Origin of the sequence: Mitsuaria chitosanitabida ATCC BAA-476 = NBRC 102408 (genome assembly GCF_001598255.1) — a bacterium.
In the GTDB taxonomy this organism is placed as follows: Bacteria; Pseudomonadota; Gammaproteobacteria; order Burkholderiales; family Burkholderiaceae_C; genus Roseateles; species Roseateles chitosanitabidus.
Window position 1 is genome coordinate 36633 of the sequence record NZ_BCYP01000023.1, and the last position, 24883, is coordinate 61515.

Below are 24883 nucleotides of genomic sequence, written 5' to 3' on the forward strand. Positions count from 1 at the left end.
GATCGCGATGTTCGACTGGATGGTGTGGACCACCCCCGTGGCCGTGTTCTTCACCTGCATCGTGCTGATGCTGATCGGCATGACGGTGTGGGAGATCAAGTCCCCGACGACCCTGCGCAAGGGGTGGCTGCCGATGCGCACGACGCGCGGCGATCGCCTGTTCATCGGGCTTCTGACGGCCGCGTACATCAACCTGGCCTTCGTCGGCCTGGGCGGTCGGATGGCCGAGTGGTTCCAGCTCGAGGCCGAGCCCAGCGTCTGGATCAGCTTCGTCGCCTCGATGCTGGTGCTGGCGCTGATCCTGCGCAAGGGCTGACCCCGCGCGGCATCGACCGCTGACGTTGAAGGTTCAAGGAATTCGGCTTCCCGTTCCCCCGGAGCCGCGATTCGTCCTCAAGCAGGGGGAGATCGACGACAAGAGGAGACAAGCGTGAACAAGAGCAAGTATTCCGCGCTGGCCGTGGCGGCGCTGCTGGCGCTGGGCGCCCATTCGGCGTGGGCCGGCGAGGCCGAGGCCAAGAAGTGGGTCGACAGCGAGTTCCAGCCCTCGACGCTGAGCAAGGACAAGCAGCTGGCGGAGATGAAGTGGTTCATCGACGCGGCCAAGAAGCTGCAGGCCAAGGGCGTGAAGGAGATCTCCGTGGTGTCGGAGACGCTCACCGTGCATGAGTACGAGAGCAAGGTGCTGGCCAAGGCCTTCGAGGAGATCACCGGCATCAAGGTCAAGCACGACATCATCCAGGAGGGCGACGTCGTCGAGAAGCTGCAGACCTCGATGCAATCGGGCAAGAGCATCTATGACGGCTGGATCTCGGACTCGGACCTGATCGGCACGCATTACCGCTACGGCAAGATCATGAACCTCACCGACTACATGGGCGGTGCGGGCAAGGAGTGGACCAATCCGGGCCTCGACCTGAAGGACTTCATCGGCACCAGCTTCACCACGGCGCCGGACGGCAAGCTCTACCAGCTGCCCGACCAGCAGTTCGCCAACCTCTACTGGTTCCGCGCCGACCTGTTCGCGCGCAAGGACCTGCAGGACAAGTTCAAGGCCAAGTACGGCTATGAGCTGGGCGTCCCGCTGAACTGGAGCGCCTACGAGGACATCGCCGAGTTCTTCTCGACCGACGTGAAGACCATCGACGGCAAGCCGATCTACGGCCACATGGACTACGGCAAGAAGGACCCGTCGCTGGGCTGGCGCTTTACCGATGCGTGGCTGTCGATGGCGGGCGCGGCGGACAAGGGCATTCCCAACGGCATGCCGGTCGACGAATGGGGCATCCGCGTGGCCGACGACAAGTGCACGCCGGTGGGCGCGTCGATGGCCCGCGGCGGTGCGACCAACTCGCCGGCGGCGGTCTACGCGCTGACCAAGTACGTCGACTGGATGAAGAAGTACGCGCCCAAGGAGGCGACGGGCATGACCTTCGGCGAGGCCGGTCCCGTCCCGGCGCAAGGTCAGATCGCGCAGCAGATCTTCTGGTACACGGCCTTCACCGCGGACATGGTCAAGCCGGGCCTCCCGGTGGTGAACGCCGACGGCACGCCCAAGTGGCGCATGGCGCCGGGCCCCAACGGTCCGTACTGGAAGGCGGGCATGCAGAACGGCTACCAGGACGTGGGCAGCTGGACCTTCTTCGCCAACACCGACCCGAGCCGCACGGCGGCGGCCTGGCTGTACGCGCAGTTCGTGACCGCCAAGACGGTCAGCCTGAAGAAGAGCATCCAGGGCCTGACCTTCATCCGCGACAGCGACATCCGCAGCGACTACTTCACCAAGAACGCCAACAAGTACGGCGGCCTGATCGAGTTCTACCGCTCGCCCGCGCGCGTGGCCTGGACGCCGACGGGCACGAACGTGCCGGACTACCCGAAGCTGGCGCAGCTGTGGTGGAAGAACGTGGCGCAGGCGGTGACGGGCGAGAAGACGCCGCAGGCCGCGATGGACAACCTGGCCGACGAGATGGACGCGGTGATGGCGCGTCTGGAGCGGGCGGGCATGGCGCGCTGCGCGCCCAAGCTCAACAAGAAGGAAGACCCGAAGAAGTGGCTGTCGGACAAGGGCGCTCCGTGGGCCAAGCTGGCCAACGAGAAACCCAAGGGCGAGACCATCGCCTACGACAAGCTGCTGACGGCGTGGAAGGAAGGCCGGGTGCGCTGATCGCGTCCGAATCCGCCCCTGCCGCATGAACAAGGCCGCGTCCTCGGACGCGGCCTTTGTCCTTGTGGGGACGATGGCTGGCGGGTTTAAGACCGACGTAAGCCCCGATCCCACGACCGTGCCACCATGGGCCCCATGTTCAAGTCGCTCATGGATTTCATCGACGGACTCGCGCCGCTGGACGGCGCCGCGGCCGCGCGCAAGCCCTCGATCCAGCTCGCGGCCGCGGTGCTGCTGGTCGAGGTCATGCGCGCGGACGCCGATTACTCGCAGCTCGAGCGCGCCGCCGTGCGTCGCGCGCTGATCGAGCTCTTCCCCCAGTCCGACAGCGAGGCCGACGTGCTCATGACGCAGGCCGAGTCGTCCTCCCGCATGGCCAGCGACCTGTTCGCGTTCACCTCGCCGATCGACGAGCTCTGGGACATGCCCGCCAAGCTGAGGCTGGTCGAGCTGATGTGGGGCGTGGCCTACGCGGACGGCCGACTCAGCGAGATCGAGCGCCACACGATGTTGCGCATCGTCTATCTGCTGCACATTCCCCCCGGGGCCCAAGTCCATGCCCGCATGCGGGCGAAGGCGGCGGCGGGACTCGATCACGAGGACTGACGCGCCGCCTCCGCCGAAGCCCCCTTCGCCTGCCGCGGCGGCGGGGCACCGACCAGAAGAAAGGCCCTCGACAGAGGGCCTTTTGCATGCGGAGGAGGCGCTCAGCGCGGGTTCTGCAGCGCGACGCGCTCGGCCAGCTCGCGCGGCGCGACCGGCGTGCGCTGGATCTGGTCCAGCACCTGGGCGGCGCGTTCGCAGGACACGGGCGCGGCACCGGCGCGGCCGTCCGTCCACAGGCGGGAGAACGCGCCCGAGGCCGTCGCGCCGACCGTGCGGGTCACGACCTCCATCTCCAGCGCCGTCGGCGTGAGCGAGCGGGTGCGGCTCTGCGGCGGATCGTCGGCCGACTCGATCAGCCAGCTGGTCTCCCAGGCCATGGACTCCGCGGACAGCAGGCGCCGCGCCGCGGGCGAGCCCGACAACCAGGCCTGGCAGGTCGGGGCGCCCAGCGTCTGCGCGGCGGCAAGCTGCACGCGCACCACCTGCAGGTAGCGGCGGCGCAGGTCGGGCGAGCCGTTGAGCAGCAGCTCGCGCACCATCGGCGCGAGCACGCTCTGCGCCGCCATCTGCGCGGCGTCCACTTCCTGCGGGGTGCCGGCCAGCGACTCGCGGGCGGTGCGCATCGCGGCGGCGGCGGCGTCGATCAGGCCGGGGAAGCGCTGGTCCAGCCGGAACCAGGCCTCGCTGGCGCGCAGCGCGTTGACGTAGTCGGTGAGCGGCGCCGGCACGCCGGGCTTGTCCGGCTCGGGCAGGGCGACGTCCAGCGTCTTGGGCGGGACCATGATCAGCGCGTGCCGCACCAGCTCGTCGCTGGTCGGGTACCACATGCGATGCGGCGGGGTGCTGAGCGTCTGCTTGATGAATTCCTCGGGCAGGTCCATGCGCCGGTAGGTCCGGGCGAGCTGCTGGTTGGCGAGCTCGTCGAAGGCCGGGTTGAAGGTGCCGGTGGAGGCGCGGTGGAAGCCCAGCTGCGCGCCGGGCATCAGCTGGCGCTTGGCGCCGGCCAGGAAGACCAGGGTGCAGGCGCTCTGGCAATTGCCGATGGCGCGGGTGCTGCCGCCGCGCTCGCGCACCAGCTCCACGATGCGTTCGGCCTCGACGACGCGGCCGCCGGGCGAGGCCAGTTCGAACATGCGCACGGCGGGGGCGGTGTCCAGCAGCGCGCCCAGGCGGCGGGCGTCCCCCATGCCGATCGGGCCGTTGAGCTGCATCGTGCGGCCGTCGGCGCTGAGCTCCAGCCGGACCTGGCCGATGGGGTCGATGCCGCGGGCCATCTTCCAGTAGTTGCCGAACTGCGGGATCAGGCCGAGGCAGAGCGAGGCGAGGATCTGCGCCGCCGACAGCATGAGCAGCACGCGGGCCAGGAAGCCGATGAAGGCGGAGCCCTCGTCGTCGCGATAGCCGCGCACCGCGCGCCAGGCGCCGACGACGCCCCAGGTCTCGAGCACCAGCACCAGGGGCCAGCCGATCAGGATGGCGATGGCGCCGCCCTGCAGGCCGTCGCCCTTGGTGGCGATCCAGGTCATCAGGCCGTAGACGCCCGCGACCAGCGGCGTCATCAGCAGCACGTGATTGAGCCAGTAGCTGCGGGCCAGGCCCTGCTCGCCGCGCCAGTGGGAGCCGATGTAGTCGACCAGCAGGCCCTGGCCGTCGGCGGGGGCGGGGCGGCTGCGCAGCACCGCGGTGCGGGCGATGCGGTCGTGCCAGGCGCGGCCTTCGGCGTCGACGCGGGCCCACAGGAAGCCGGCGAAGAGCGGGATCGCGGACACCAGGTAGCCGATCCAGCGCAGCAGGGCCTGGAGCGGGGACGGGCGGCGGCCGGTCCTGGCGTCGACGACCTTGATGCCGACGAAGAGCTTGCCGGGCGTGGCGCCCTGCCAGCTCCAGAACACGACGCAGGCGATCAGCGGCAGCAGCCAGTTGATGACGATGCTGCCGGGACGCAGGTCGTCCCATTTGGCGATCGGTTGGCCGTAGGTGGCCCACATGAGCAGGGCGCTCAGGCTGGCCATCAACACCCCGTCGATGACCATGGCCAAGGCGCGTGGCGCCAGGCCGGCGGATTGATTCGACATCCTCTTCTCTCCCTCGTGGGCGGGGAGTGTAGGGAGCGTTCACGACCTCCACACACCGTCGCCCCCGAGGGGCGAGGGCGCTGTATTGATTACGTCACAGCTGACACACGGGCTTCCCCCTTTGGGAGGAGTGCTCTAACCGCCGAATGACCTGCCATCGCGCAGCAGGGACACCGCTTCTGCCGAACTCACGATACGCATGTGCCGGAAGGAACCGAGCTTGACCAAGTGCTCATCGCCCGAAACGATCAGGTGAGCTCGACAGGCGAGCGCAGTCGCCAGCACCACATCATCGTCCGGGCATCTGGGACAGTCCTGGGAATCGACGGCGGGACGACGGTTCGGACACGGTCCGCGTACTCGGCCAGCAGCCTCTCCGCCGTCCAGCCCTTGAGCGCGAGTTGCTTGCTGAACTTCTGACGAGTGATGACGTTGCGCAGTTCCGTGTGCAACGGATCGCTGCTGAAAAGGTCGACCGTCAAGATGTTCTTCATCGCGATCGCGATGAGGTCCGACGGGGGACCGTTCCACAGGTAGCCGGATACGACGGTGTTGGTGTCAAGAACCAGACGGACGACGCCTGCTCGCGCGGTACGCATCGATCTCGGCCTGGATCTCTTCGGACGTCATGGGCGGTTCCGAGGGCGGACCCGATCGTGACTCATGTTCGAGGCGGAACGTCTCGAGGCGAAGGTGCTTGCGCAGGATCTGCGCAATCTGATCGGAATCGAAAAGACCGGCGAGCCTGGCCTCGCGCGCCAGGCCTTCGGGCAAAAGAATCTCCACGGACGTCATGCGTTCATCCCCTTCATCACCGCCCGACCGGGCGTTGTCGTCATCGGGAATCGTCACAGCGTCAGCCCTCCATTTCAATTGCTCAGATGAGGATCAATCCCACAAGAATCGGCGGTCCGGATACACGACGCTCTGCGAGGTGCGGGCCACCCGGTGGTCCTTGAAGTGCACGTTGAAGCGCAGCATGTAGCCGTTCATCTCGGGCGCGACGTTCCAGTCCCAGACGTCCTCGCCGCTGAGCTGGAAGAACACCCGCGAGCGCTCCCGGCCCAGCATGCGCAGCACCTGCTCCTCGGTCATGCCGGGCTCGACGCGGAAGCGGTTCTTCTCCGTCAGCCCGTCCACCACGCCGACCAGCCGGTCCTGCGCGTCCAGCCGCACCATGTAGCAGGTCTGCCCGAAGGGCTGGGTCGCGTACTCCAGCGTGCGGCCGCCATCGGTCTCCGGCCAGATGCGCGACGGCGCGCCGTAGTACTGCTGGACCTCCGCGCCGGTGCTCACGCCCGGACGCATCCGCTCGTCCTTCACGGGCGTCGCGCAGCCGCTCAACGCCACCATCACGACCATCGCCATCGTGGCGCCGGTCATCGTCAACCACTCGCGCATCGGAACCTCCTGGGATGCTGATCGGCCATTGTGCTGCGCCGTCGCCGCCGCGCCACGGCCGGAGGTCATCTCCCTGCCGACAGCGCACAATCCGCCCCCATCATGCCGAGCCGTACCCTGTCCGCCATCGTCGCCCCTTCTCCGCGCGTCCGTCGTCGCCCGCGCGGGGCGATCCGGGCCGTGGTCATGACCTTGGCGTCCGTGCTCGGCGTCGGCGCGCTCGCGCAGTCGAACAGCTCACCGGGCGCGGCGGTCGCGCCGCCGACGTCCTCGGCCCGGCCCGCGTCCTCTCCCCCGACGCTCCCGTCGGCGGCCCCCGCCGGGGTGACGCCGGTCGCCAGTGCCCAGCCCGGCCCGGTGGCCGGCGCGCCATGCGTGCTGCTCTTCGGCCAGGGCCGCAACTTCGATCCGCAGCGGCAGGACCGCAACCGCTACTGGGACGACGCCAACACCGCGTTCAACCTCGCGGTGCGGGAGCCGCTCGCCACCGCCGGCCTGCCGGTGATCAACGTGGTGCTGCCGGTCTCCGCCACCGACGTGCCGGCCAACCTGCGCGGCCTGATGGACGAGATCCGCCGGCGCGGCTGCAGCCGGGTGCTGGAGTCGACGGTGTTCTCCGACCCGTCGGCCCGCCTGCTGATCGCGCGGCTGAGGCTCTATCCGGTGGTGGGGCTGCTCGGGCCGCAGGCGCCTGACAGCCAGCCGCGCATCGGCGCGCCGTCGTACACGCAGCAACGCGAGTTCGCGCTGGACAGCCGCACCGTCGAGCGCATCAACCCGAGCCTGATCGGCCGCCTGATGGGCGAGGAGGCGATCGCCGCGCTGCGACCGCGCTGAGGTCGCGTTGCCGGGCCACGGCCCGCGCGCGAGGCGCCGGTTCATCTGCGCGTCCGACCTCGGAGCTCGGTCCCCGGACCTCCCGCACGACGCCGAGAGGCAAGGGTGCGCGCGCTCAGTGGTTCTTCGCGAGCCCCAGCACCGGCGAGAACAGGTACTCGACGATGCGGCGCTGTTCCAGCACCAGGTCGGCCTGCAGCGTCATGCCGGCGCGCAGCGAGGGCGCCTCGCCCGCCAGGCCCGGGAGGCCCTGGTCGAGCGACACCAGCACCCGGTACACCGGGCCCTGCGCGAGCAGGCCCATCGGCAGTTCGCGCGCGTCGACGGCCGCGCGCGACACGCTGATCACGCGCCCGCGGCCGACGCCGAACTTCTGATACGGGAAGGCGTCGTAGCGCAGCCGCACCTCGTCGCCCGGCTTGACGAAGCCGATCGCGCGGCTGGGCGCGAAGAGCTCGGCCCGCAGCGCGCCGTCGGCGGGCAGCAGGTCGGCCACCAGCGTGCCGGCCTTCACCGCCGCGCCGGGCTCCACCCGCACGTTGGCCACGCGGGCGGCGATCGGTGCCACCAGCACGACCTTGCCGCGCCGCGTCGCCTCCGCGCTGCGCTGATCCAGCGCGGCGATCTTCTCGCCCACCTCGGCCAGCGCGACATCGCGATCGTGGCCCACGCCGGCCAGCTCATGCCGCGTGCTGCCCAGCGTCGTGTCGCGCGCCAGCATGTCCTGCTTCACCGATTCGCGCTGCTCCGTGACCGCCAGCACCGCGTCCTCCAGCCGGTCCGCGTCGCGCCGCGAGATGTAGCCCTGCTTCGCCAGGTCCGCCTGATCACGCACCTGACGCTGCGCCAGCTCGGCGCGGCGCTCCAGCGTCTCCAGCTGTCGGCGGTACTGCGCGATCTCGGCCTCGAGGTTGCGGACCTCGCCGCGCAGCCGCGTCTCGCGCAGCTCGTAGCGCGAGCGCACCGCATCGCGCTGCTGCTCCAGCTGCTCGCGTTCGCGCGCCAGGTCGACCAGCAGCCGGCCCGACAGGCTCTGCCCCTGGTCGAGCTGCCCATCCAGCCGCAGTGTCGCGAGCTCCGCGCCGCGCGCGACCGCGTCGCCCTCCGACGCATGCAGCGCCTCGATGACGCCGTCGCTCTGCGCCTCGACGCGAATCACGCCGCGCTCGGGCCGCAGCCAGCCGCCGACCGTTTCCTTGCGCGCGTAGGTGCCGAGGAACAGGAAGCCCAGCAGCAGCGCGAAGACCAGCACCACCAGCGCCGTCACCCAGCGCGCGCTCGCGGGCACGTGCAGCAGCACCTCGCCGAGCAGGCGCTGGCCGCGATGCTCGATGGCCTCCTTGCGGAACAGGTTCGGTCTCATGGGCGGCGCTCCTCGTGGGAGGCCTCGGGGGCGGCCGGGGTGCGGGACGCGGCCGCCGCGGCGGCTTCGGCATCCAGCGGTTCGAGCTCCTGCGGCGCCGACGGCGCCGCGCCCTTGCGGCGGCGCTCGACGAGGCGGCCCTGCACCAGCTCCAGCACGCGATCGGCGCGGTCGACCAGCTCGGGCCGGTGCGCGACGACGATGCGCGTGATGGGCATGTCCTGCACGAGGTCGGCGATGCGGCGCTCGGCGCCGGGGTCGAGGTTGGCGGTGCCCTCGTCGAGGAAGAGCACGGCGGGCTTGCGGTACAGCGCGCGGGCCAGCAGCACGCGCTGGCGCTGGCCGCCGGAGAGCGTGGAGCCCATGTCGCCGACCATGCTGAGGTAGCCCATGGGCATGGCCTGGATCTCGTCGTGGACGGAGGCGGCCTGGGCGCTCTCGACGACGCGGGCCATGTCGACCTGCGGGTCGAAGAAGGCGATGTTGTCGGCGATGGTGCCCATGAGCAGGCCGTCGTCCTGCTGCACGACGCCGATGGACTGGCGCCAGGCGCGCACGCCGAAGGATTGCAGCGGCATGCCGTCGATGAGGATGTCGCCGCTGGTCGGGGGGAGCAGGCTGAGCATCAGCTTGAGCAGCGTGGTCTTGCCGCCTCCGGAGCTGCCGACGATGGCGACGTACTCGCCGGGCGCGATGTCCAGCGAGATCGACTGCAGCAGCAAGGGCTCGTTCTGCGCGTAGCGGAAGGCGACGTCGCGCAGGCTGAGCGCGCCGCGCGGGGTGCGTTCGGGCAGCGCGGCGGAGGATTCGAGCCCGGCTTCGCGCGGCGTGGTCACGATGTCGGCCAGGCGCTCCATGTGCAGGCGCAGGAGGCGGAACTGCACGACCTGGCGCAGCAGCGCCTCGGCGCGGTCGCCGAACTGGTTGCGGTAGAGCAGGATCGCGAACAGCATGCCCGCGCTGAGCGAGCTCTCCATCACCATCAGCGAGCCGAAGTAGACGACGAGCACCAGCTGCAGGTTGAAGATCAGGCTGCGCGCGAACTGGGTGCCGACCTCGACCTGGCCGGTGCCGAGCGCGGCGTTGACGACCTGGCCGAAGTGGTTGCGCCAGACGACCTCGCGCTGCGACTCGCGGCCGTAGAGCTTCACGGTCTTGGAGGCGCGGATCGATTCGATGAGGTAGGTCTGGGCCTCGGCCTGGGCGATGAGCTGTTCCTCCTCGCGGCGGCGGCGCAGCGGGTAGAGGCCCAGGACGAAGGCCGCGTAGATCACGAGCGAGACCAGCACGATGCCGCCGAGCGCGGGGCTGTAGATCATCAGCAGCACGGCGGTGGCGATCATCATGACGCCGTCGATGAGGGCGGTGACGGCGGACTGGGTGAGGGCTTCCTGGATGGGCCGCACGGCGCCCATGCGGGAGAGGATGTCGCCGACGATGCGTTTCTCGAAGAACTCGGCGGGCAGCCGCAGCAGGTGGCGCAGCACGTTGCCGGAGAGCTGGAAGCTCATGGCCTGGCCGAGCTGCAGCACGGTCCAGCCGCGCAGCGCCTCGGTGAGGGACTGCAGGAGGTACATCGCGCCGAAGGCGAGCGCGAGCACGAGCAGGAAGTTCTGGTCGAGGCGGGCGACGGCGTCGTCCATGGCGAGCTGCAGGAAGGCCGGGGCGGCCATCGTGAACAGCTGCAGCATCACGGACAGCACGAGGGTCTGGAGCAGCGGGCCCTGCCAGCCGCGCACGCGGGTCCAGAGGTCGCGCATGCGGGCGCGGATGCGGACCTCGCGGGGTTGGAACGACGCGGTGGGGGTGAGCTCGAGGGCGACGCCGGTGAAGCTCTTGGCCATCTGGCGCGGCGAGATGCGGCGCACGCCGAGGGCGGGGTCGTGAATGATGGCGTCCTCGCCGCGGAGTTCCTTGAGGACGACGAAGTGGTTCATGTCCCAGTGCAGGATGCACGGGAGCTGGAGCTTGCCCAGATGGGAGGGTTCGAGACGCAGCGGGCGGCAGCCGAAGTCCATGCCGTCGGCGATGCGCATGAGGTCGGAGAGGGTGGCGCCCTTGAGCGAGAGCGCGTAGCGCTGGCGCAGGCCGTTGAGGTCGACGTGATGCCCGTGATACGCCGCGATCATGGCGAACGACGCGAGGCCGCATTCAGCGACCTCGGACTGATGGAACATCGGCAGCTCGCGCCGGCCGCGCAGCCAATCGAAGGGGTTCAACGGGATTCCCGATTCAAGGTTGGACCGGCGGTATTGTGCCGAGGGAGCAGGGGGATGCGAGGGGGAAAACGGGGGGAGGAAGAGGGAATGAAAAAAGGGCCGCGATGCGGCCCTTGGGATGCCGATCCGGGGGGATCAGCCGATGCCGTCGTTGGTGACTTGCGGGCCGCCGGCGATGGCGGACAGGTCATCGTTGGCGATCAGCGACGGACCATCGTTGACGACCTGGGGGCCACCAGCGACGGCGGACAGATCGTCTTGGGCGATGAGCGTGGGTAGGTCATTGACGACCTGCGGGCCGCCGGAGATGGTGGACAGGTCGTCTGGGTTGACGAGAGTCGGCCAGTCATTGATCACCTGCGGTCCGCCGGTAGTGGCGAGGACCTCTTCGGCAGTCATTTCACGCAGTTCGACGATGTCGACCTGTGGAGGCGTCTTCTTCTGGTTCATTTGCTTCTCCCTGGATGATTCAGGTCGGCGGACCGTCATTGACGACCTGCGGACCGCCGGAAACGGCAGCGAGGTCTTCGGTCGCGATGAGGGCTGGACCGTCGTTGAGGACTTGGGGTCCGCCGGAGGTGGCCAGGACTTCCTCCGAAGTCAGGTCCCGGACTTCGATCACGTCGTCTTGCGATTGAGGTTGTTGTTTCTGATTCATGGTGGAGACTCAATACGGGGGGCCGTCGTTCTGGACCTCGGGACCACCAGCGACTTCCAACAGTTCCTCGGAAGTCAGCTCGCGGAACTCCGCAAGATCGAGATCCTTCTCATTGATTTCGTACGTGACGTTCAAGTGGAGCTCCTGGCGTTAGACCGGTGCATCGTTGATGACCTGAGGGCCACCGGCGACCGTGGCGATCACCTCATCGGCCGTCAAGGCGCGAGGCTCGATGGACTCGGCCAGAGGCTGCAGCGATTGGATTTGATTCATTGCACTTCTCCCTGTGAGATTAGGTCGGTGGACCGTCGTTGAGGACTTCGGGGCCGCCGGCGACTGCTGCCACTTCCTCATCGGTGAGCACGGTAGTGTCATTAATGACCTGCGGACCGCCTGCAATCGCATGCGTCTCTTCGGCAGTCATTTCGCGAAGCCGCTGAGCTTCAATGTCTTGGGTCTTCTTGCTCATGACGTCTACCAGTTCAACCCGGCCAGTCATTCGTGACTTGCGGCCCACCCGCGACCTCGAGGATCTCCTCAAAGGTCAACTGGCGTGGCTCGACCAGATCGGCCTGCTCGATCTGGAGATCCAACATCTCGTTCATATGAATCTCCATGATCAGCTCGGCCAGTCATTGGTGACTTGCGGGCCACCGGCGATGACGAGGAGTTCGTCAAGAGTGAGCTCGCGAGGCTCAACGATGTCGAGCTCCTGAGGCAAATGCGCTTCTTGCATGTCGTTCATTGATTCCTCTCCCACGTGAATGGATGCGATCGCGAACACCTTTGTCCGCGCGGCTGATTCTGCTGGTCAGATACGTCGCCGACAAGAGGAAACGCGAACGTACTTTCTTACGTGCGGAGTTGAAGAAGGAGAACAGTGGTACGGCCTCCCTTTCCTCACCACCATGGCTGTCATCGGTAGCCAACTGAGACGAGAGGTGGCAGCCGTACATCGTCGAGCAAGAGCGCCGAGGATGACGATGCAAGAAAAAAAGGAGTCGCATAGCGACTCCTTCTTGTGAACGCGCGACCGCGCGATCAAGCGCGGAACATCACAGGCCAGGCGCGTCGTTCGTGATCTGCGGATCGCTGCTGGGGTACAGGCCCTCGACAGTGCCACGCGTCGAGAACAGCAGGACAACGCCCTTGGTCACGGTCGTGCTGGTCGGCATGGTGATGCTGACAACGTTCTCGTCATCGGCCGGAGCGAAGTTGCTCAGGTTCATGCCAGGCGTGGCACCGATCGTCTTGAACGTTGCGCCGATGAGCATCAGATCCGATTCATTGGCCGGAGCGAATTGGCACTCACCAGTGGTGGGCGAAACGTGAAGGGATGAGCTGTCAATTGGCTCTTTGCGAGCTTGATCCCGGAAGTACTGGCACGAGGCAAAGTTTCCATCCGGGCTGATCGAGGCAGCGACATAGAAAGTGGTGGTCGGCATTGGATTCTCCTTGAGCGGGTGTCGTTGATGGGTCATGAAGGCTGACCGGCACGTTCGCTGGCAAGCCATCCTTCGGCCGCCTTCACGCTATCTCGGTTCCCCCTGCCCAAGCAGGATTGGGCCTCAACCCAGGCGCGTGTAATCTGCTGATGAACCATGAGGAGCCCACCCTTCTTCTCAATCTTGTCAATAACGTCGAGGCAGAGGGCCTCGCGTCGAGCGATGGAGTTCGGAGCTGAGGTTCCTCGCAATAGATCCATTTGCGCCAGTCGTGCCATGGTCCAGGATGCAAGTTGCCGCAGGTCCGCGGGGAAGCCCTTTGCGGCTTGATTTGGATCCGGAATCGTTTCGGCCAAGAGTCGATCCGCCCCGGCCGTATCGCCGATATCGTTGAGCGCTTTCGCATACAGCGCTGCCCATCGGAATCGAACGTCGTTGGTCCGAATCACTCCGGCCGGAGAGAGTTTCTTGACATAGTCGTCGATGCGGACGCCGATCTCGCGTAGTTGTGCTGCACGCATAGACGACGGGGTATCGCTCCAGCGAATTTCCGAATCGATCACTTCGCTATGGAGTCCATTCACGCGCCATTGCGTGTTTGCCGGATCTTTCGCGATGAGAGCCTTGATCTGCTCAAGGGAGCGGCGGGATTCATCCACTGCGGCGGCATGATCTCCCTGCTTCTGAAGAGATTCCGCATGCCAGCGCCTGAGGATCGCTTCCCGGTACGCCCATCCATCGTCCAATGGTGCGGCTTTGCGGACATCTGAAACGAGTCCGACGCTTTCTGCAAAGTTTGCCGTCGCGGCGGTCGCCATGCCTTGCCAGAGAAGCGATGTACCAAGCCAACTAAGGCTGTCAGCCAACTCCATGCGCGCGGTGGCTTGATCTGGTGCCTTGCTGCCCTCAAGCGCCTTTCGTTTGAGATCGATAGAACGCTTGAAGTAGTCCGAAGCGCCACGCAGGTCCGACGTATCCAAGCGCAGGCTTCCAAGGCTGTTGTATGCATAGGAAAGCTCGAGCAAGGCCTCTTGGCTGTCCGGCTCGGCATCAAGCCAAGCTTGTTCGGCATCCCGATAGGCAAGAATCGCCTCGGTCGCTTGCTCAAAGGCACTCTGTCGATAGTGCGCTTGACCGAGCCAGAACGCGGCGGCGCCTTGCGCCTTGCGCCAGTCCCCAGTGGCGATTGATGTTGGTACCGATCCTGCAAGCAGCCGCTGAGCGGCCATCAAAGGCTCGATGGCTTCCTTGAGACTCCGCTTCGTCACCCGCACCTCACCAATGACGGTCAACGCCTTCGCGCGCTGAAGCCGTTCCTGCGGTGATGCCTTGTCATCCTGCGCCAGATACGTCAGCGCCTTGCTCCCCACGCTGTCCAGCAGCTCCAATCGCCCGACCGGCCGCAGCTTGTCCGCGAACTCCCCGAGCATGTAGCTCAGCAAGTCATCGGCCTGCTGCCTCCGCTCCTGCGCCTGATGCTCCGCCATCGACGCCCTTCGCGCCTGCAACACGCTCACCGTCGTCAACCCCACCAGCACCATCACCGCCGCGCTGCCCGCCGCCACGCTCCACCGGTGCCGGCGCACGAAGCGCCCCATCACATACAGCCGCGTGTCCGGCCTCGCCGTGATCGGCTCATGCGCCAGCCAGTGCCGCAGGTCGACGGCCATCGACTCCGCATTCGCGTAGCGCTCCGCCGGGATCTTCTTCAGCGCCTTCCCGACGATCGTGTCCAGATCCCCCCGCAACAGCTTCGACTGCCGCGCCACCACCGGATCCAGCTGGTTCTCCGCCACGTCCGACAGCCGCTTGGGGACCAGCTCCACCACGGCCTTGAGCCGTTCCAGGTGCTGCTGCGTGTCGTCCGCCGTCGGGTGCCGGCCGCCGAGCAGCTGATAGAGCAGCACGCCCAGCGCGTACACGTCGGTCGCCGTCGTCACGTCGCCTTGCTGGACCTGCTCCGGCGCCGCGTACTGCGGCGTGAACGCGCTGCCCGCGCGCTGCGTGAGCTCCGTCGCCGCGCCCGATTGCGTCGCGTCGTCGAGCAGCTTCGCGATGCCGAAGTCGAGCAGCTTCACCTGTCCGTCATGCGTGACCAGGATGTTGCTGGGCTTGAGGTCCCGATGCAGGATCAGCCGTTGATGCGCGTGCGCCACCGCCGCCAGCACGTCGAGGAACAGCTTCACCCGCGCCTCGACATCCAGCCCGTTCACCTGGCAGTAGCGGTCGATGGGCAGGCCGTCGACGTACTCCAGCACCAGATAGGCCTGATGCCCGTGATGCAGCCCCGCGTCCAGCAGCCGCGCGATGTGCGGGTGCGAAAGCCGAGCGAGGATCTGCCCCTCGCGCTCGAAGCGGCCGCTGTCGCCCTTGCCGAACAGCCCCGACTTCAGGAACTTGACCGCGACCTCGCCCTCGAAGCGGCCGTCGGCGCGGCGGGCCAGCCACACGGCGCCCATGCCGCCTTGCCCGAGCTCCCGATCCAGCACGTAGGGCCCGATCGATTCCCCGGTGAAGTCCGGCCCCTCCGGCGCGAAGCCCAGCGGCGCCGGCGTGCCTTGCAGCGCCTCCGCGGCCGGTTGCTCCAGGAAGCGCTCCTGCCCCAGCGCGGCATCGCGCGCGAGCAGCGCCTCCAGGTGCTCCCCCATCGCCGCATCGGCGGCGCGGATCTCCGCCAGGCGCGCCGAGCGCCGGGGCTCCTCCAGGTCCAGCAGCTCGTCGAGCAGCGGGCTCAGCGCGATCCAGCGCTGTTTGTCGAGTGCGTCCATCTTCCTCGCGTGGGCGTCTTGTCGAGATGCGGGATTCTGACCGGGGTCAGGTCTTGAGACTCATCGAAAGCAGGATGCGGGCCTTCTGCCAGTCGCGCTGGACCGTGCGCTCGGTCACGCCGAGCGCCTCCGCGATCTCCGTCTCCAGCAGCCCGCCGAAGTAGCGCATCTCCACCACCTGCGCCAGCCGCTGGTCCACCGCCGCCAGTTCCTCCAGCGCCTCGTGCACCCGCAGGATGTCCTCGTCGGTCTGCGGCGTCTGCTCCGCCACCGCGGTGTTCAGCGTCACCGCCGGCTGGTCGCCGCCCCGCCGCTCCGCCTGGCGCGCGCGCACCAGGTCGATCACGACGTGCCGCATCACCCGCGCCGCATAGGCCAGGAAGTAGCGCCGATCCGGAAAGCTCTTGCCCTGCGCGCCGGCCAGCCGCAGCCAGGCCTCGTGCACCAGCGCCGTGGTGTCCAGCAGCGTCATCTCGCCCGCCGCCCGGATGCGCTGGCGCGCCAACCGCTGCAGCTCGCCGTACAGCTCCGCCACCACCTGGTCGGCGGCGGCACGGTCGCCTTGGCCGGCGGCCTGCAGCAGTTGAGTGATCTCCGTCATGGGCGGCACTCTAGCGGCCTCGTATGACCTTGTTACATCCGCCGGGCGACAGACCGGTCAAACCTGACCCTCCTGGCGTCATTTCAAGGGTTTCCACCTAGAAGATTTTTGTTAGCGAATGTCGGGAGCGCCGGCGGGATTCCGTTCTGTATTGATGAGAGCGCGATTCGGTCATGTGGCAAGGGAGGCCGGCATGGACGGGCTGCTTCAGCAGGGTCGCGCTCTCACCCCATTCGAACGCGTCCCCGTGACGGCCCAGGCGGCCGGCGGCGGGCGCGACATCCAGAAGTCCGCAGGGAGTCGCGCATGAGCTTGTCCACCGTCACCGCCACGTCCGGCGATGGGTCCGCGCCCGCGGAGACAGCCCGGATGGACCGCGCCAAACCTGCCCGCCACACCCCGGCCCTGTGGGTCCCCCGCGTGGATGCGCTGGCCGAGTTCGGCCTGATGATCTCGCGCCACCTGACGCAATGCCGCCGCTACGGCGGGCACCTCGCGGTGCTGTGGCTGGAGGCCGCGCCGCTGGCGCGCGAGGGCCAGTCCTGGCCCCACGACGCCCAGGACGCGCTGATGCTGGCCGTGGGTCGCCGCCTGCGCAGCCGCGTGCGCGGGACCGACATGGTCCTGCAGGTCGGCGAGTCCAGCTTCGCGGTGATGCTGCTGGACGCGGGAACGCCCGAGGCCAACCTCGTGCAGCAACGCCTGATGCAGGTGCTGAACGGGCCCTACAACGTCGACGAGCACACCATGCACGTCGGCCTGAGCATGGGCGCGGCCGCCTTCCCCGAAGGCGGAGTGCGCGGGGCCGACCTGGCCGAGAGCGCCCGCGCCGACCTGCGCCGCCGCCAGGGCTGAGCGCCCGCTTGACGCGTCAGACGTCGCGTCCGTAGACGATGAAGCCCTGATGCTGGGCCACGCGGTCGTAGAGCGCGCGGCCGGTCGCGTTGGTCTCGTGCGTCTGCCAGTAGAGCCGCTCGCTGCCCTGCGCCTTCGCCGCCGCGGCGGTGGCCTCGATCAGCGCCCGTCCGACGCCCTTGCCGCGCAGCGCCGGCGCGGTGAACAGGTCCTGCAGGTAGCAGACCCCGCCCGGCCGCGTGGTGCTGAGGTGGAAGAGGTAGTGCGACAAGCCCACCACCTGACCGTCGAGCTCCGCCACCAGCGCGTGCATCGGTACCTGCTCGTCGAAGAAGCGCTCCCACAGGATGCGGGTGCGTTCTTCCGGAAGGGCGGTCTCGCCCGCGCGTCCGTAGAAGGCGTTGTAGCCGTCCCAGAGCGGCCGCCAGGCGGCGAGGTCGGAGGAACGGATCGGGCGGATGACGAGATCGGTGGGCATGCGCGCGTGAGGTGAGGGGTCGAGCGGGACCCGGGCGAGACGCCCGTGCACCGCGGGGGTGGAAGGAGCCCGGATCATCCGTGCTGGCCCGCCCCCGATCAATCGTCACCCTGGGGGACTCAGCGCGCCGGACCCTCGATCACCCGCCGCACCTCGCTCCACGGCACCAGTTTGAAGTTCTGGCGTCCCATCGGCCAGCGCTTGTGGCCGTCCTGCACGACGAGCAGGCCTTCGCCGTACTCGCCGCCCAGCGACACCGAGGTCACGTCCAGACCGTCCGTCTCCGACGTGCCGTCGATGCCCCGGGCCGTGTTCAGGCCGATGCGGAAGCGACCCTTGACCGCGTATGGCGCGTCGGCGTCCAGCACCACGTAGCTGTCGTTGCCCTGCGAGGACACCACCAGCCACGCGCCGCGCGGCCCGCGATGCACCGCCATGCCTTCGACGTCCGCGTGCAGCATCTCGCCGATCGGCAGGATCAGCCGGGACTCGCCCAGCTTGCCGTCGGCGTCCAGCGCCACGCGCCACAGGCCGCGCTTCTCCTCCCCGACGAAGAACTGATGCCCCGCCTCGTCCGCCACGCATCCTTCCGGTTGCGTGGCCAGCTTGAGCGTGGCCACCGTGGTCGAGGTCCACGCGCCGCGCTCGCGCGCCACGCGCATCTGGATCAGGCGGCCGTCCTTGTCGTTGACGAACACGTCGAGGCCGCCGCCCGGGTGGCGCGCGCTGCAGATGCCGTAGACCTCCTCGAGGCCCGTCGGCAGCTCGGCCAGCGTCGAGAGCCGGCCCTGCGCGTCGATGTCGAACAGCACCACCGACTTCCGGTCCCGCTGCGTCGCCACCGCCAGGTCCCGGTCACGGCCGTCGTAGCGCAGGCGCTGACGGACGTCCACGTTGTTGACCCGGCCGACCGGCAGGAACTGCGTCTCGCGGCCCTGCAGGTCGTAGACGCCCAGGCCGCGCTTCTTGTCCGTGCCGAGGATGCGGCTGCGCGCCGGCGCCGCGGTGTCGATCCAGATCGCCGGATCGTCGGCCGCGTCACCCCCGCCGCGCACCGGCTCGGTCTGCGCGCTGGGCACCGCCACCGGGATCACCGGCAGCGGCTGCGAGGCATGCGCGTCCAGCCACAGCGACAGGTCGGCCGGCGCCAGGCCCGGCGCGACCAGCGCGCGGCCGGCTCGCTCGGGATCGGTGTTGAACGACCACAGCCCCACGTCCGCCTCGGCGACGTACAGCCGGCCCTCGTCGTCGCGCACCGCGCAGGCCTTGGCGTCCGGCACGGTCGCGAGTTGGCGCAAGACCTGGCCCTCTCGGGCGACGGGCGCCGAGGCGGAACGTGTCGTGGCCGGCGATGTCGCGGTCCGTCCGTGGGTCGATCGCGCCATCGCGCCGGGCGCGGAGGGGCCGGCTTCGTTCAGCAACCATTGCTCGGTCAGCCCGTCGCCGCCGAGGAGGAAGGCCTGCAGCGTCTGCTGGCGCGGCTCGAGGTAGAGGCAGACCGCCTCCACGTCGTAGGCCGGGCCCGCCCAGTGCGCGCGCTCGCGCAGCTTGCCGTCGCGGACCTCCAGCAGGCGCAGCGCGCCGTTGTCGGCGTCCTGGAGCAGCGCCACGGTCGTGCCGTCGGCCAGCACGCGGCGGTCCCAGCGCTTGGCGCGCAGCCCGAACTCGTCGAGCGTCCGCCCCTGCGCGTCCAGCAGCGTCAGGCCGTGCTTGCCGAGCGCCAGGATCGGCGCCGTCGAGGCCGTCGCCTTCGCCGTCTCCGTCGCCGCGATCGCGGACGGCGCGAACGTGCCCAAGGCCGCCATCGCGCCCGCCGCGAGCAGCGTCCCGCGACAGGTCCGGCCAGCCGCTCGGATCGTCCCGATCGCTGCCCTCGCCGCAGTCGCCGCCGTCGTCGCTGCTGTCGAGACCGTCGTCATCGCGCGCGCCGTTCCCGTCGTCGTGGTGGTGGCCGTCGTGTTCGTGCTCGTCGTCGTGGCCGACATCGTCTTCGCGTTCATCGTCGTCATGCCTCGTCGCCTCAGAACATCGCCAGCTTCAGGCTGACCTTGTAGGCGCGGCCGTACTGCTCGTACTGGACGTTGCGGGACTTGAGGTCCTGATAGACGTAGTAGCGCTCGTTGCTGAGGTTCAGCGCCTCGAGCTGCAGCTGCAGACCCTTGGTGAGCTGCACCCGCATCGACGCGTCGATCTGGTTCTGCGTGTCGACCTTGCGATCCTGCGAGGCGTCGAAGACGTCACCGACCTCCAGCAGGTAGGGCGACTTGTGGTTCAGCGCGACGCGCGCGCCGAAGGCCGGTGACTCCCATCCCAGGCTCAGGTTGAGGCTCCGGTCCGACTGGCTGGGCAGCGCGATGCGGCGCGTCACGAGCTTGCCGTCCGCGTAGCCGCCGATGGTCGCGCGCGACTTCACGAAGCTGCCGTTGGCGCCCACCACCAGGCCGTTCCACGGCGCGGGCAGCGTGCTCAGCGCCTGGCTCCAGGCCAGCTCGAGTCCGCGCACCGTCGCGTCGCCGCCGTTGGCGTAGGTCGTCACGTGGCTGAAGTCCTCCCAGCCCTTGGTCCCGGCCAGATCGGTCTGGAAGGCGAAATCGCGGATCTTCTTGTGGAAGACATAGGCCGACACCGCGCCGTCGCGACCCAGGCGGCGCTCGACGCCCAGGTCCAGGTTGCGCGAGCGCAGCGGCTTGAGCAGCGGGTTGCCGACCGTCGCCTCGTCACCATCGACGGTCAGGCCGGGCGTCAGCTGACCGAAGGCCGGCCGCACCACCGAGTTCGTGAGCGCCGCCCGCAACGCCGTGTCCGCGCCCAGCTGCTGCTTGAGCAGCAGCGCCGGCAGCCAATGGCGGCTGCTGCTCTCGGCATGCACCGGCGCGACCTTGCCGTCGGTGGAGGAGGTGCCGTCCGCGGTGAAGCGCACGCGCTCGTGGCGCAGGCCCACCAGCCACTGCGTGCCGCCTTGCTCGACCTGCGCCTGCAGGTAGCCGGCGTCGACGCGCTCCTTCATGCCGAAGTCGTTGACCACCGAGGCCACCGCATCGCGGAAGCCGTTCAGGTCGTAGGGGGCGAACAGGCCGCGCAGCTTGCCGGTGTCGATGCCGGGACCGAACGAGGTCCACGGGTAGTCGACGGCCTCGCCCGACACGACGTTCGCCAGGCCCAGCTGCGAGGACGTCAGGTTGTAGGGCGCCTTCTTGAGCGCCTTCGCGCTGGGCGCGTAGGTCTCCTGCTCGTTGTCCTTGTCGCGGCGCGAGGCCTTCAGGCCGGCCTTGAGGTCCAGGTCCCAGCCGGCGACCTCCAGCTCGCGCTGCACGTCGGCCTTCAGGTGGCGCACGCGGTCGGTGGCCAGGCTCTTCTCGATCTTGGCCTTGTTGAACGCGTACTTGGACGCGTCGTTCAGACCCGGGGCCGCGGTGGGCAGCGGCTTCATCGTGTCGCCGTAGCCCAGGCCGGTGAGGTCGGCGGTGAAGGCCGACGAGCTCAGCGTGTCGGGCTTGTCCTCGCTGGCGCGGCCCAGGCCGCCCTCGGCCCAGAACTTCCAGGGACCGCGCGTCAGTTCCGTGCCCAGCACGGCGGCCTTGGACTCGTTGATCTCGCGGCGTTCCTTCAGGCCGCGGCTGACGGTGCCCGCGCCGACCTCGCCGGGCGATTGCGGCTTCGCGAAGGCGACCTTCAGCGACTGGCGGTTCTCATGGTCGGTGAAGCGGCTGCCGAAGCTGCGCAGGTAGAAGAGCGAGCCTTCCTCCGGCTTCCAGTCCAGGTTGAGCGCGCCACCCAGGCGCTCGCGGGTGATCGTGTAGCGGCGCAGCTCGAAGCTGGCCAGCTTGGCGCCGTCCCAGTCCCCACCGGTCTCGACGTTGTCGCTCGCGAAACGGCGCTGGTCGGCCGACAGCGCCACCGCCACGCCCAGCGTGCCGCCCGCGAAGCGGTCCGCGAAGGCGACCGAGCCACGGGGTCGGGTCTTGCCCGCATTGGCGTCGACGTTGCCGCCCAGCTCCAGCGTGAACAGCCGGCCCGGCTGATCGAAGGCGCTCAGCGTGCGCACGGTGACGGTGCCGCCCAGCGAGTTGGCGTCCTGGTCCGGCGTCAGCGTCTTCTGCACCTCCAGCGCGCGGATCAGACCGGCGGGCACCAGGTCCAGCGCGGGCGCGCGGCGGTCGGACTCGGAGGCCGGGGTCAGCGCGCCGTTGATGTTCACGGCGTTGTAGTCGGGGCCCAGGCCGCGCACGCGGATGAAGCGGCCTTCGCCCTGATCGCGCTCGACGGACACGCCCGGCAGCCGGGCCAGCGCCTCGGCGGCGTTGTTGTCGGGCAGCTGCCCGATGCCGTCGGCATGCACCACGTTGACGATGCCCTGGGCGGCGGTCTGCTTGTCCAGCGCGGAACGCAGCGCGGCGGCCTGGCCCACGGTCACGACGGTGTCGAGCTGGCGGGCCTCGGGGGTCGCCGGCGCGGCCGCTCGCGCGGCGGGTTGGGTCTCGGGCTTGGCCGCCGCCTTCGGGTCGGCCGGGGCGCCGGACTTGGCATCGGCCTTCGCGTCGGTCGGGGTCTGCTGGGCCAGCGCCGGCATCGCGGCGAAGGCGCCGGACAGGCACAGCGCGAGCAGGGTGGGGCGGGGGAGGGAACGGATCGGCGTGCGCATGGCAGGAGGTCGGTGAGTCACGGATGGCGGCGCACGTTAGGAATCGCGGATGGCGGGTCCGTGACAGCGTGGCATTCTCGACGCGGTGCTGCGCGGACGGCTCCGGCGACCGGTCCGCGTGAGCCGATCCGACCCCCGTCCGCGTCCATGACAGCCGCGTCACACAGGCCGCCTAGCATCGCGCTCCATGAAACTCGTGCTGCCCCGTCCGCCGCTGGTGCTCGCGCCCGTCGCGGGCTCGCGCCACTTCGGCCATGCGTTGCTGCTCGCGATGGCGGGCATCACCTGGCTCTTCGCGTACTGGGCCGTGGCCAAGCCGGTCGCGATCTGGCGCTTCATCGACATCGTCAGCGAGGGCGCCATCGTCGCCATGCTCGCCACCTGGCTGGTGCAGCTGCGCGCCAGCCGGCCTGCCGGCCGCGTCACGACCTGGCTGTGCCTGGGCCTGTCCGGGATGCTGCTGGGCGGCTGGGCCGACCTGATGGACGAGTTCTGGAAGTTCCCACGCCACTACACGCTGCTGCTGGGGATGGAGTCGACCTTCCACGTGGTCGGCATGGTCGGGCTGACCTTCGGCCTGCACCTGTGGCGGCAGGAGCAGCTGGCACTCAACACCTTGCGCGCCGGCCGCGAGCGCGGCTATCGCGAGCACGCGCAGATCGACGGCCTCACCCAGCTGGGCGACGGCGCCTACCTGCTCGACCAGATCCGGCTGCAACAGGAGGCCCAGCGTCGCGACGAGCGGGAGGGCCACGAGACCCGGCCCGCGACGCTGGTGATGCTGGGCTGGCAGGACCTGGCCCCCCTGGCGCGGCAGCACGGGCTGGCGGAGTCGGAGCGGCTGCTGCAGGCCACCGGCCCGCTGTTGCTGCTCCAGCTGCGGCCCGGCGATCTGCTGTGCCGTTACGCGGCCGACCGCTTCGTCGCGCTGCTGCCCGGCGCCGATCCGGCGCTGGCGGGTGATCTGCTGGCGGCGCTGTCCTCGCACGTCCATCCCTGCGCCGACGGACGCACCCGGATGCGGCTGGACGCCCGCATGGCCAGCGTGACGCTGGACGCCGGCGAGGATGCCGAGGCGCAGCTGCTGCGCTTGCTGGAGCGGCTGCGGTGAGCGCCGGCCGCGGGCCCGTCGCTGGCGCGAGTGCCTCGTCGATGGCGGCATCGTCCGCGACGACCGCGACGACCGCGACGGCCATGACGAAGGCGATGCCCGCATCACCCGTGTTGTCGGCGTCCGGGCTGCAGGGCGAGATGCTGGCGGGCAGTCCGTCCGACGATGCGCTCGCTGCGTTGCGCCTGGCGCTGCCGACGCGCGACGTGCCGCACTACGGCGCCGATCACGCTTTCCTCCCCTGGGCCTACCAGGGCGCGCTGCTGGCCGAGTTCGCCCGCAGCCGGTCCATCGCGCCGGAGGAGTGGCTCGCGCGCTGCGGTGTGACGCCGGGGCAGATGCTGTCGACGCGGCAACTGCTGGGGATGTTGGCGGCGTTGCAGCCGCTGGCGCGCGACGTCGGTTTCGTCGTCGGCCAGCTGAGCCTGCCCGGCCATTACGGCCTGGCCAGCCAGGCCTTGCAGCAGGCCGGCGACCTGCGGCAGGCGCTGCGCACGCTGTGCGCGTGGCCGGCCCGGCTCACGCCGCTGCTGACGCCGCGCCTGGTCGAGACCGCCGACGAGCTGCTGCTCGTGTGGACCGAGTCCTGCGGCGCGCCGCCGACGCTGCAGCCGCTGCTGGTGGACATGCAGATGAGCGCGGTGGTCGCGATGGCGCACTGGCTGGGTGGCGCGGCCCCTGGCGGCCGGCCGCTGCCCTGGACCTTCAGCTTCAACCGCACCCGGCCACGCGAGCTCTCCCAGCACGCGGCCTACCTGGGCGCGGACCTGCACTTCGGCTGCCAGGTCGACGCGATGCGGCTGCCGCTGGCCGCGGCGACGCAGCCCTGGCCCGCGGCGGCCACGGGACGTCCCGCGATGGCGCTGGGCGCGCTGGAGCAGGGCGCCGATCCCGAGGCCGGCTGGCGCGGGCAGCTCGCCGCGCTCTACGACCACCTGCTGGCCGAGGTCGGCGGCGATGCCTCGCTGGAGCGCAGCGCCCAGCGTTTCGGCGTCAGTCCGGCCACGCTCAAGCGCCAGCTGGCGCAGCTGGGCACGCACCACCAGGCGCAGCTGGACCAGGTGCGCGCGCACGCGGCGCTCTACCTGATGACGCTGCGCGGCCAGCGCGGCGAGGCGGTGGCGCGCTCGCTGGGCTTCAACGACAAGAGCAATTTCCGGCGCTCGTTCCGCCGCTGGACCGGGATGACGCCGGGGATGCTGTGAACGTCCGCGCCTGGGAGGCCGCCCGGGCATAGACTCCCGGCCATGTCGCCGTTCGAGCATCCCGAGGACCAGGCCCAGTACCGCCGCCCCGCGCATCGCGCGGGCGTCGAGCTGTACCACGCCCACATCCTGCGGCACAGCTTCGATCCGCACACCCACGAGGCCTACGGCCTGGGCGCGATCACCCAGGGCGTCGGCCGCTTCCGCTGGCGCGGCGGCGAGCATCTGGCCCCGCGCGCCACGCTGATGCTGATGAATCCCGAGGACATCCACACCGGCGAGGCCGCCACCGAGGACGCCTGGGGCTACCGCATGGTCTACCTGGACGAGGCGGTGCTGTCGGCGCTCTACGGCGGGCCGGCCTGGCGCTTCGACGCCGCGGTCGCCCACGACGCGGAGGCGGCCTCGCGCGCGGCCGCGCTGATGGCCACGCTGTGGCGGGCGCGCGAGCC

General features: G+C 69.3%; 28 protein-coding genes. 9 read left to right on the plus strand and 19 right to left on the minus strand.

Going from position 1 to position 24883, the window contains the following annotated elements:
- Positions 1-7 precede the first annotated feature (7 nt).
- From MCHT01_RS15660 to MCHT01_RS15670, 3 genes are all read left to right on the plus strand, one after another.
- A complete protein-coding gene (locus MCHT01_RS15660; RefSeq protein WP_067066281.1) occupies positions 8-316 on the plus strand; it encodes a DUF2160 domain-containing protein in 309 nt (102 codons plus the stop codon).
- A 114-nt stretch (positions 317-430) separates the two neighbouring features.
- On the plus strand, positions 431-2167 hold the full coding sequence (locus tag MCHT01_RS15665; protein WP_067066282.1) for an ABC transporter substrate-binding protein: 1737 nt from the start codon (positions 431-433) through the stop codon (positions 2165-2167).
- 135 nt (positions 2168-2302) lie between these two features.
- The gene (locus MCHT01_RS15670; protein ID WP_067066283.1) at positions 2303-2773 is read left to right on the plus strand and encodes a tellurite resistance TerB family protein; all 471 of its coding nucleotides are present in this window, start codon (positions 2303-2305) and stop codon (positions 2771-2773) included.
- Positions 2774-2874: 101 nt separating this feature from the next.
- On the opposite strand, the gene MCHT01_RS15675 is transcribed toward MCHT01_RS15670, so the two are convergent.
- The 4 genes from MCHT01_RS15675 to MCHT01_RS15690 form a co-directional block, all read right to left on the minus strand.
- Positions 2875-4848, minus strand: coding sequence for an RDD family protein (locus tag MCHT01_RS15675; RefSeq protein ID WP_067066284.1), 1974 nt, complete (start codon positions 4846-4848; stop codon positions 2875-2877).
- A gap of 248 nt (positions 4849-5096) precedes the next feature.
- A complete protein-coding gene (locus tag MCHT01_RS15680) occupies positions 5097-5447 on the minus strand; it encodes a putative toxin-antitoxin system toxin component, PIN family (protein ID WP_084452740.1) in 351 nt (116 codons plus the stop codon).
- Positions 5407-5700, minus strand: coding sequence for a hypothetical protein (locus tag MCHT01_RS26790; RefSeq protein WP_169806144.1), 294 nt, complete (start codon positions 5698-5700; stop codon positions 5407-5409). Before MCHT01_RS26790 ends, MCHT01_RS15680 begins: the two co-directional genes overlap by 41 nt.
- A 36-nt stretch (positions 5701-5736) precedes the next feature.
- Entirely contained in the window at positions 5737-6249 is a 513-nt protein-coding gene (locus MCHT01_RS15690; protein ID WP_067066287.1) for a hypothetical protein, read from the minus strand.
- A 102-nt stretch (positions 6250-6351) separates the two neighbouring features.
- Here MCHT01_RS15690 and MCHT01_RS15695 point away from each other — a divergent pair, with 102 nt between their 5' ends.
- Complete coding sequence (locus MCHT01_RS15695) at positions 6352-7086, plus strand: hypothetical protein (RefSeq protein ID WP_148661553.1); 735 nt, start codon at positions 6352-6354, stop codon at positions 7084-7086.
- 115 nt (positions 7087-7201) lie between these two features.
- On the opposite strand, the gene MCHT01_RS15700 is transcribed toward MCHT01_RS15695, so the two are convergent.
- From MCHT01_RS15700 to MCHT01_RS15730, 12 genes are all read right to left on the minus strand, one after another.
- Positions 7202-8449, minus strand: a complete 1248-nt coding sequence (locus tag MCHT01_RS15700; RefSeq protein ID WP_067066289.1) for an HlyD family secretion protein — start codon at positions 8447-8449, stop codon at positions 7202-7204.
- Positions 8446-10668 (minus strand): peptidase domain-containing ABC transporter, encoded by a 2223-nt coding sequence (locus tag MCHT01_RS15705; protein ID WP_218017907.1) that lies wholly within the window; start codon positions 10666-10668, stop codon positions 8446-8448. The genes MCHT01_RS15700 and MCHT01_RS15705 overlap by 4 nt, the downstream gene beginning before the upstream one ends.
- A 135-nt stretch (positions 10669-10803) precedes the next feature.
- Entirely contained in the window at positions 10804-11118 is a 315-nt protein-coding gene (locus MCHT01_RS15710) for a hypothetical protein (RefSeq protein WP_067066290.1), read from the minus strand.
- A gap of 19 nt (positions 11119-11137) precedes the next feature.
- A complete protein-coding gene (locus MCHT01_RS26290) occupies positions 11138-11326 on the minus strand; it encodes a hypothetical protein (RefSeq protein WP_148661554.1) in 189 nt (62 codons plus the stop codon).
- Between the two features lie 9 nt (positions 11327-11335).
- Complete coding sequence (locus MCHT01_RS27735) at positions 11336-11461, minus strand: hypothetical protein (protein WP_259375162.1); 126 nt, start codon at positions 11459-11461, stop codon at positions 11336-11338.
- A 15-nt stretch (positions 11462-11476) separates the two neighbouring features.
- Positions 11477-11599 carry a hypothetical protein gene (locus MCHT01_RS27740; protein ID WP_259375163.1) on the minus strand — a complete coding sequence of 41 codons (123 nt, stop codon included), beginning with the start codon at positions 11597-11599 and terminating at the stop codon, positions 11477-11479.
- Between the two features lie 19 nt (positions 11600-11618).
- Complete coding sequence (locus tag MCHT01_RS26795; RefSeq protein WP_169806145.1) at positions 11619-11795, minus strand: hypothetical protein; 177 nt, start codon at positions 11793-11795, stop codon at positions 11619-11621.
- Between the two features lie 13 nt (positions 11796-11808).
- A complete protein-coding gene (locus MCHT01_RS27745; RefSeq protein ID WP_259375164.1) occupies positions 11809-11931 on the minus strand; it encodes a hypothetical protein in 123 nt (40 codons plus the stop codon).
- Between the two features lie 14 nt (positions 11932-11945).
- Positions 11946-12071, minus strand: coding sequence for a hypothetical protein (locus MCHT01_RS27750; protein ID WP_259375165.1), 126 nt, complete (start codon positions 12069-12071; stop codon positions 11946-11948).
- 310 nt (positions 12072-12381) lie between these two features.
- A complete protein-coding gene (locus MCHT01_RS26295) occupies positions 12382-12771 on the minus strand; it encodes a hypothetical protein (protein WP_148661555.1) in 390 nt (129 codons plus the stop codon).
- Positions 12772-12803: 32 nt separating this feature from the next.
- Complete coding sequence (locus tag MCHT01_RS15725) at positions 12804-15539, minus strand: serine/threonine protein kinase (protein WP_067066293.1); 2736 nt, start codon at positions 15537-15539, stop codon at positions 12804-12806.
- Between the two features lie 46 nt (positions 15540-15585).
- Positions 15586-16140, minus strand: a complete 555-nt coding sequence (locus tag MCHT01_RS15730; RefSeq protein ID WP_067066294.1) for an ECF-type sigma factor — start codon at positions 16138-16140, stop codon at positions 15586-15588.
- Positions 16141-16446: 306 nt separating this feature from the next.
- Here MCHT01_RS15730 and MCHT01_RS15735 point away from each other — a divergent pair, with 306 nt between their 5' ends.
- Positions 16447-16995: a diguanylate cyclase domain-containing protein gene (locus MCHT01_RS15735; RefSeq protein ID WP_084452745.1), complete on the plus strand. Its 549-nt coding sequence runs from the start codon at positions 16447-16449 to the stop codon at positions 16993-16995.
- A gap of 16 nt (positions 16996-17011) precedes the next feature.
- On the opposite strand, the gene MCHT01_RS15740 is transcribed toward MCHT01_RS15735, so the two are convergent.
- Complete coding sequence (locus tag MCHT01_RS15740; protein WP_067066296.1) at positions 17012-17473, minus strand: GNAT family N-acetyltransferase; 462 nt, start codon at positions 17471-17473, stop codon at positions 17012-17014.
- Between the two features lie 119 nt (positions 17474-17592).
- Complete coding sequence (locus tag MCHT01_RS15745) at positions 17593-19269, minus strand: phytase (protein ID WP_067066297.1); 1677 nt, start codon at positions 19267-19269, stop codon at positions 17593-17595.
- Here MCHT01_RS15745 and MCHT01_RS15750 point away from each other — a divergent pair.
- Positions 19262-19519, plus strand: coding sequence for a hypothetical protein (locus MCHT01_RS15750; RefSeq protein ID WP_148661557.1), 258 nt, complete (start codon positions 19262-19264; stop codon positions 19517-19519). The genes MCHT01_RS15745 and MCHT01_RS15750 overlap by 8 nt on opposite strands.
- Here the strand turns inward: MCHT01_RS15750 and MCHT01_RS15755 are convergent.
- Entirely contained in the window at positions 19494-22115 is a 2622-nt protein-coding gene (locus MCHT01_RS15755; RefSeq protein ID WP_245643337.1) for a TonB-dependent receptor, read from the minus strand. The genes MCHT01_RS15750 and MCHT01_RS15755 overlap by 26 nt on opposite strands.
- A 187-nt stretch (positions 22116-22302) precedes the next feature.
- Between MCHT01_RS15755 and MCHT01_RS15760 the strand changes: the two genes are divergently transcribed.
- From MCHT01_RS15760 to MCHT01_RS15770, 3 genes are all read left to right on the plus strand, one after another.
- Positions 22303-23226 (plus strand): GGDEF domain-containing protein, encoded by a 924-nt coding sequence (locus tag MCHT01_RS15760; protein WP_067066299.1) that lies wholly within the window; start codon positions 22303-22305, stop codon positions 23224-23226.
- 41 nt (positions 23227-23267) lie between these two features.
- A complete protein-coding gene (locus MCHT01_RS15765) occupies positions 23268-24431 on the plus strand; it encodes an AraC family transcriptional regulator (protein WP_148661558.1) in 1164 nt (387 codons plus the stop codon).
- A 42-nt stretch (positions 24432-24473) separates the two neighbouring features.
- On the plus strand, positions 24474-24883 hold a 410-nt coding region (locus MCHT01_RS15770), incomplete at its 3' end, for an AraC family ligand binding domain-containing protein (RefSeq protein ID WP_174549059.1).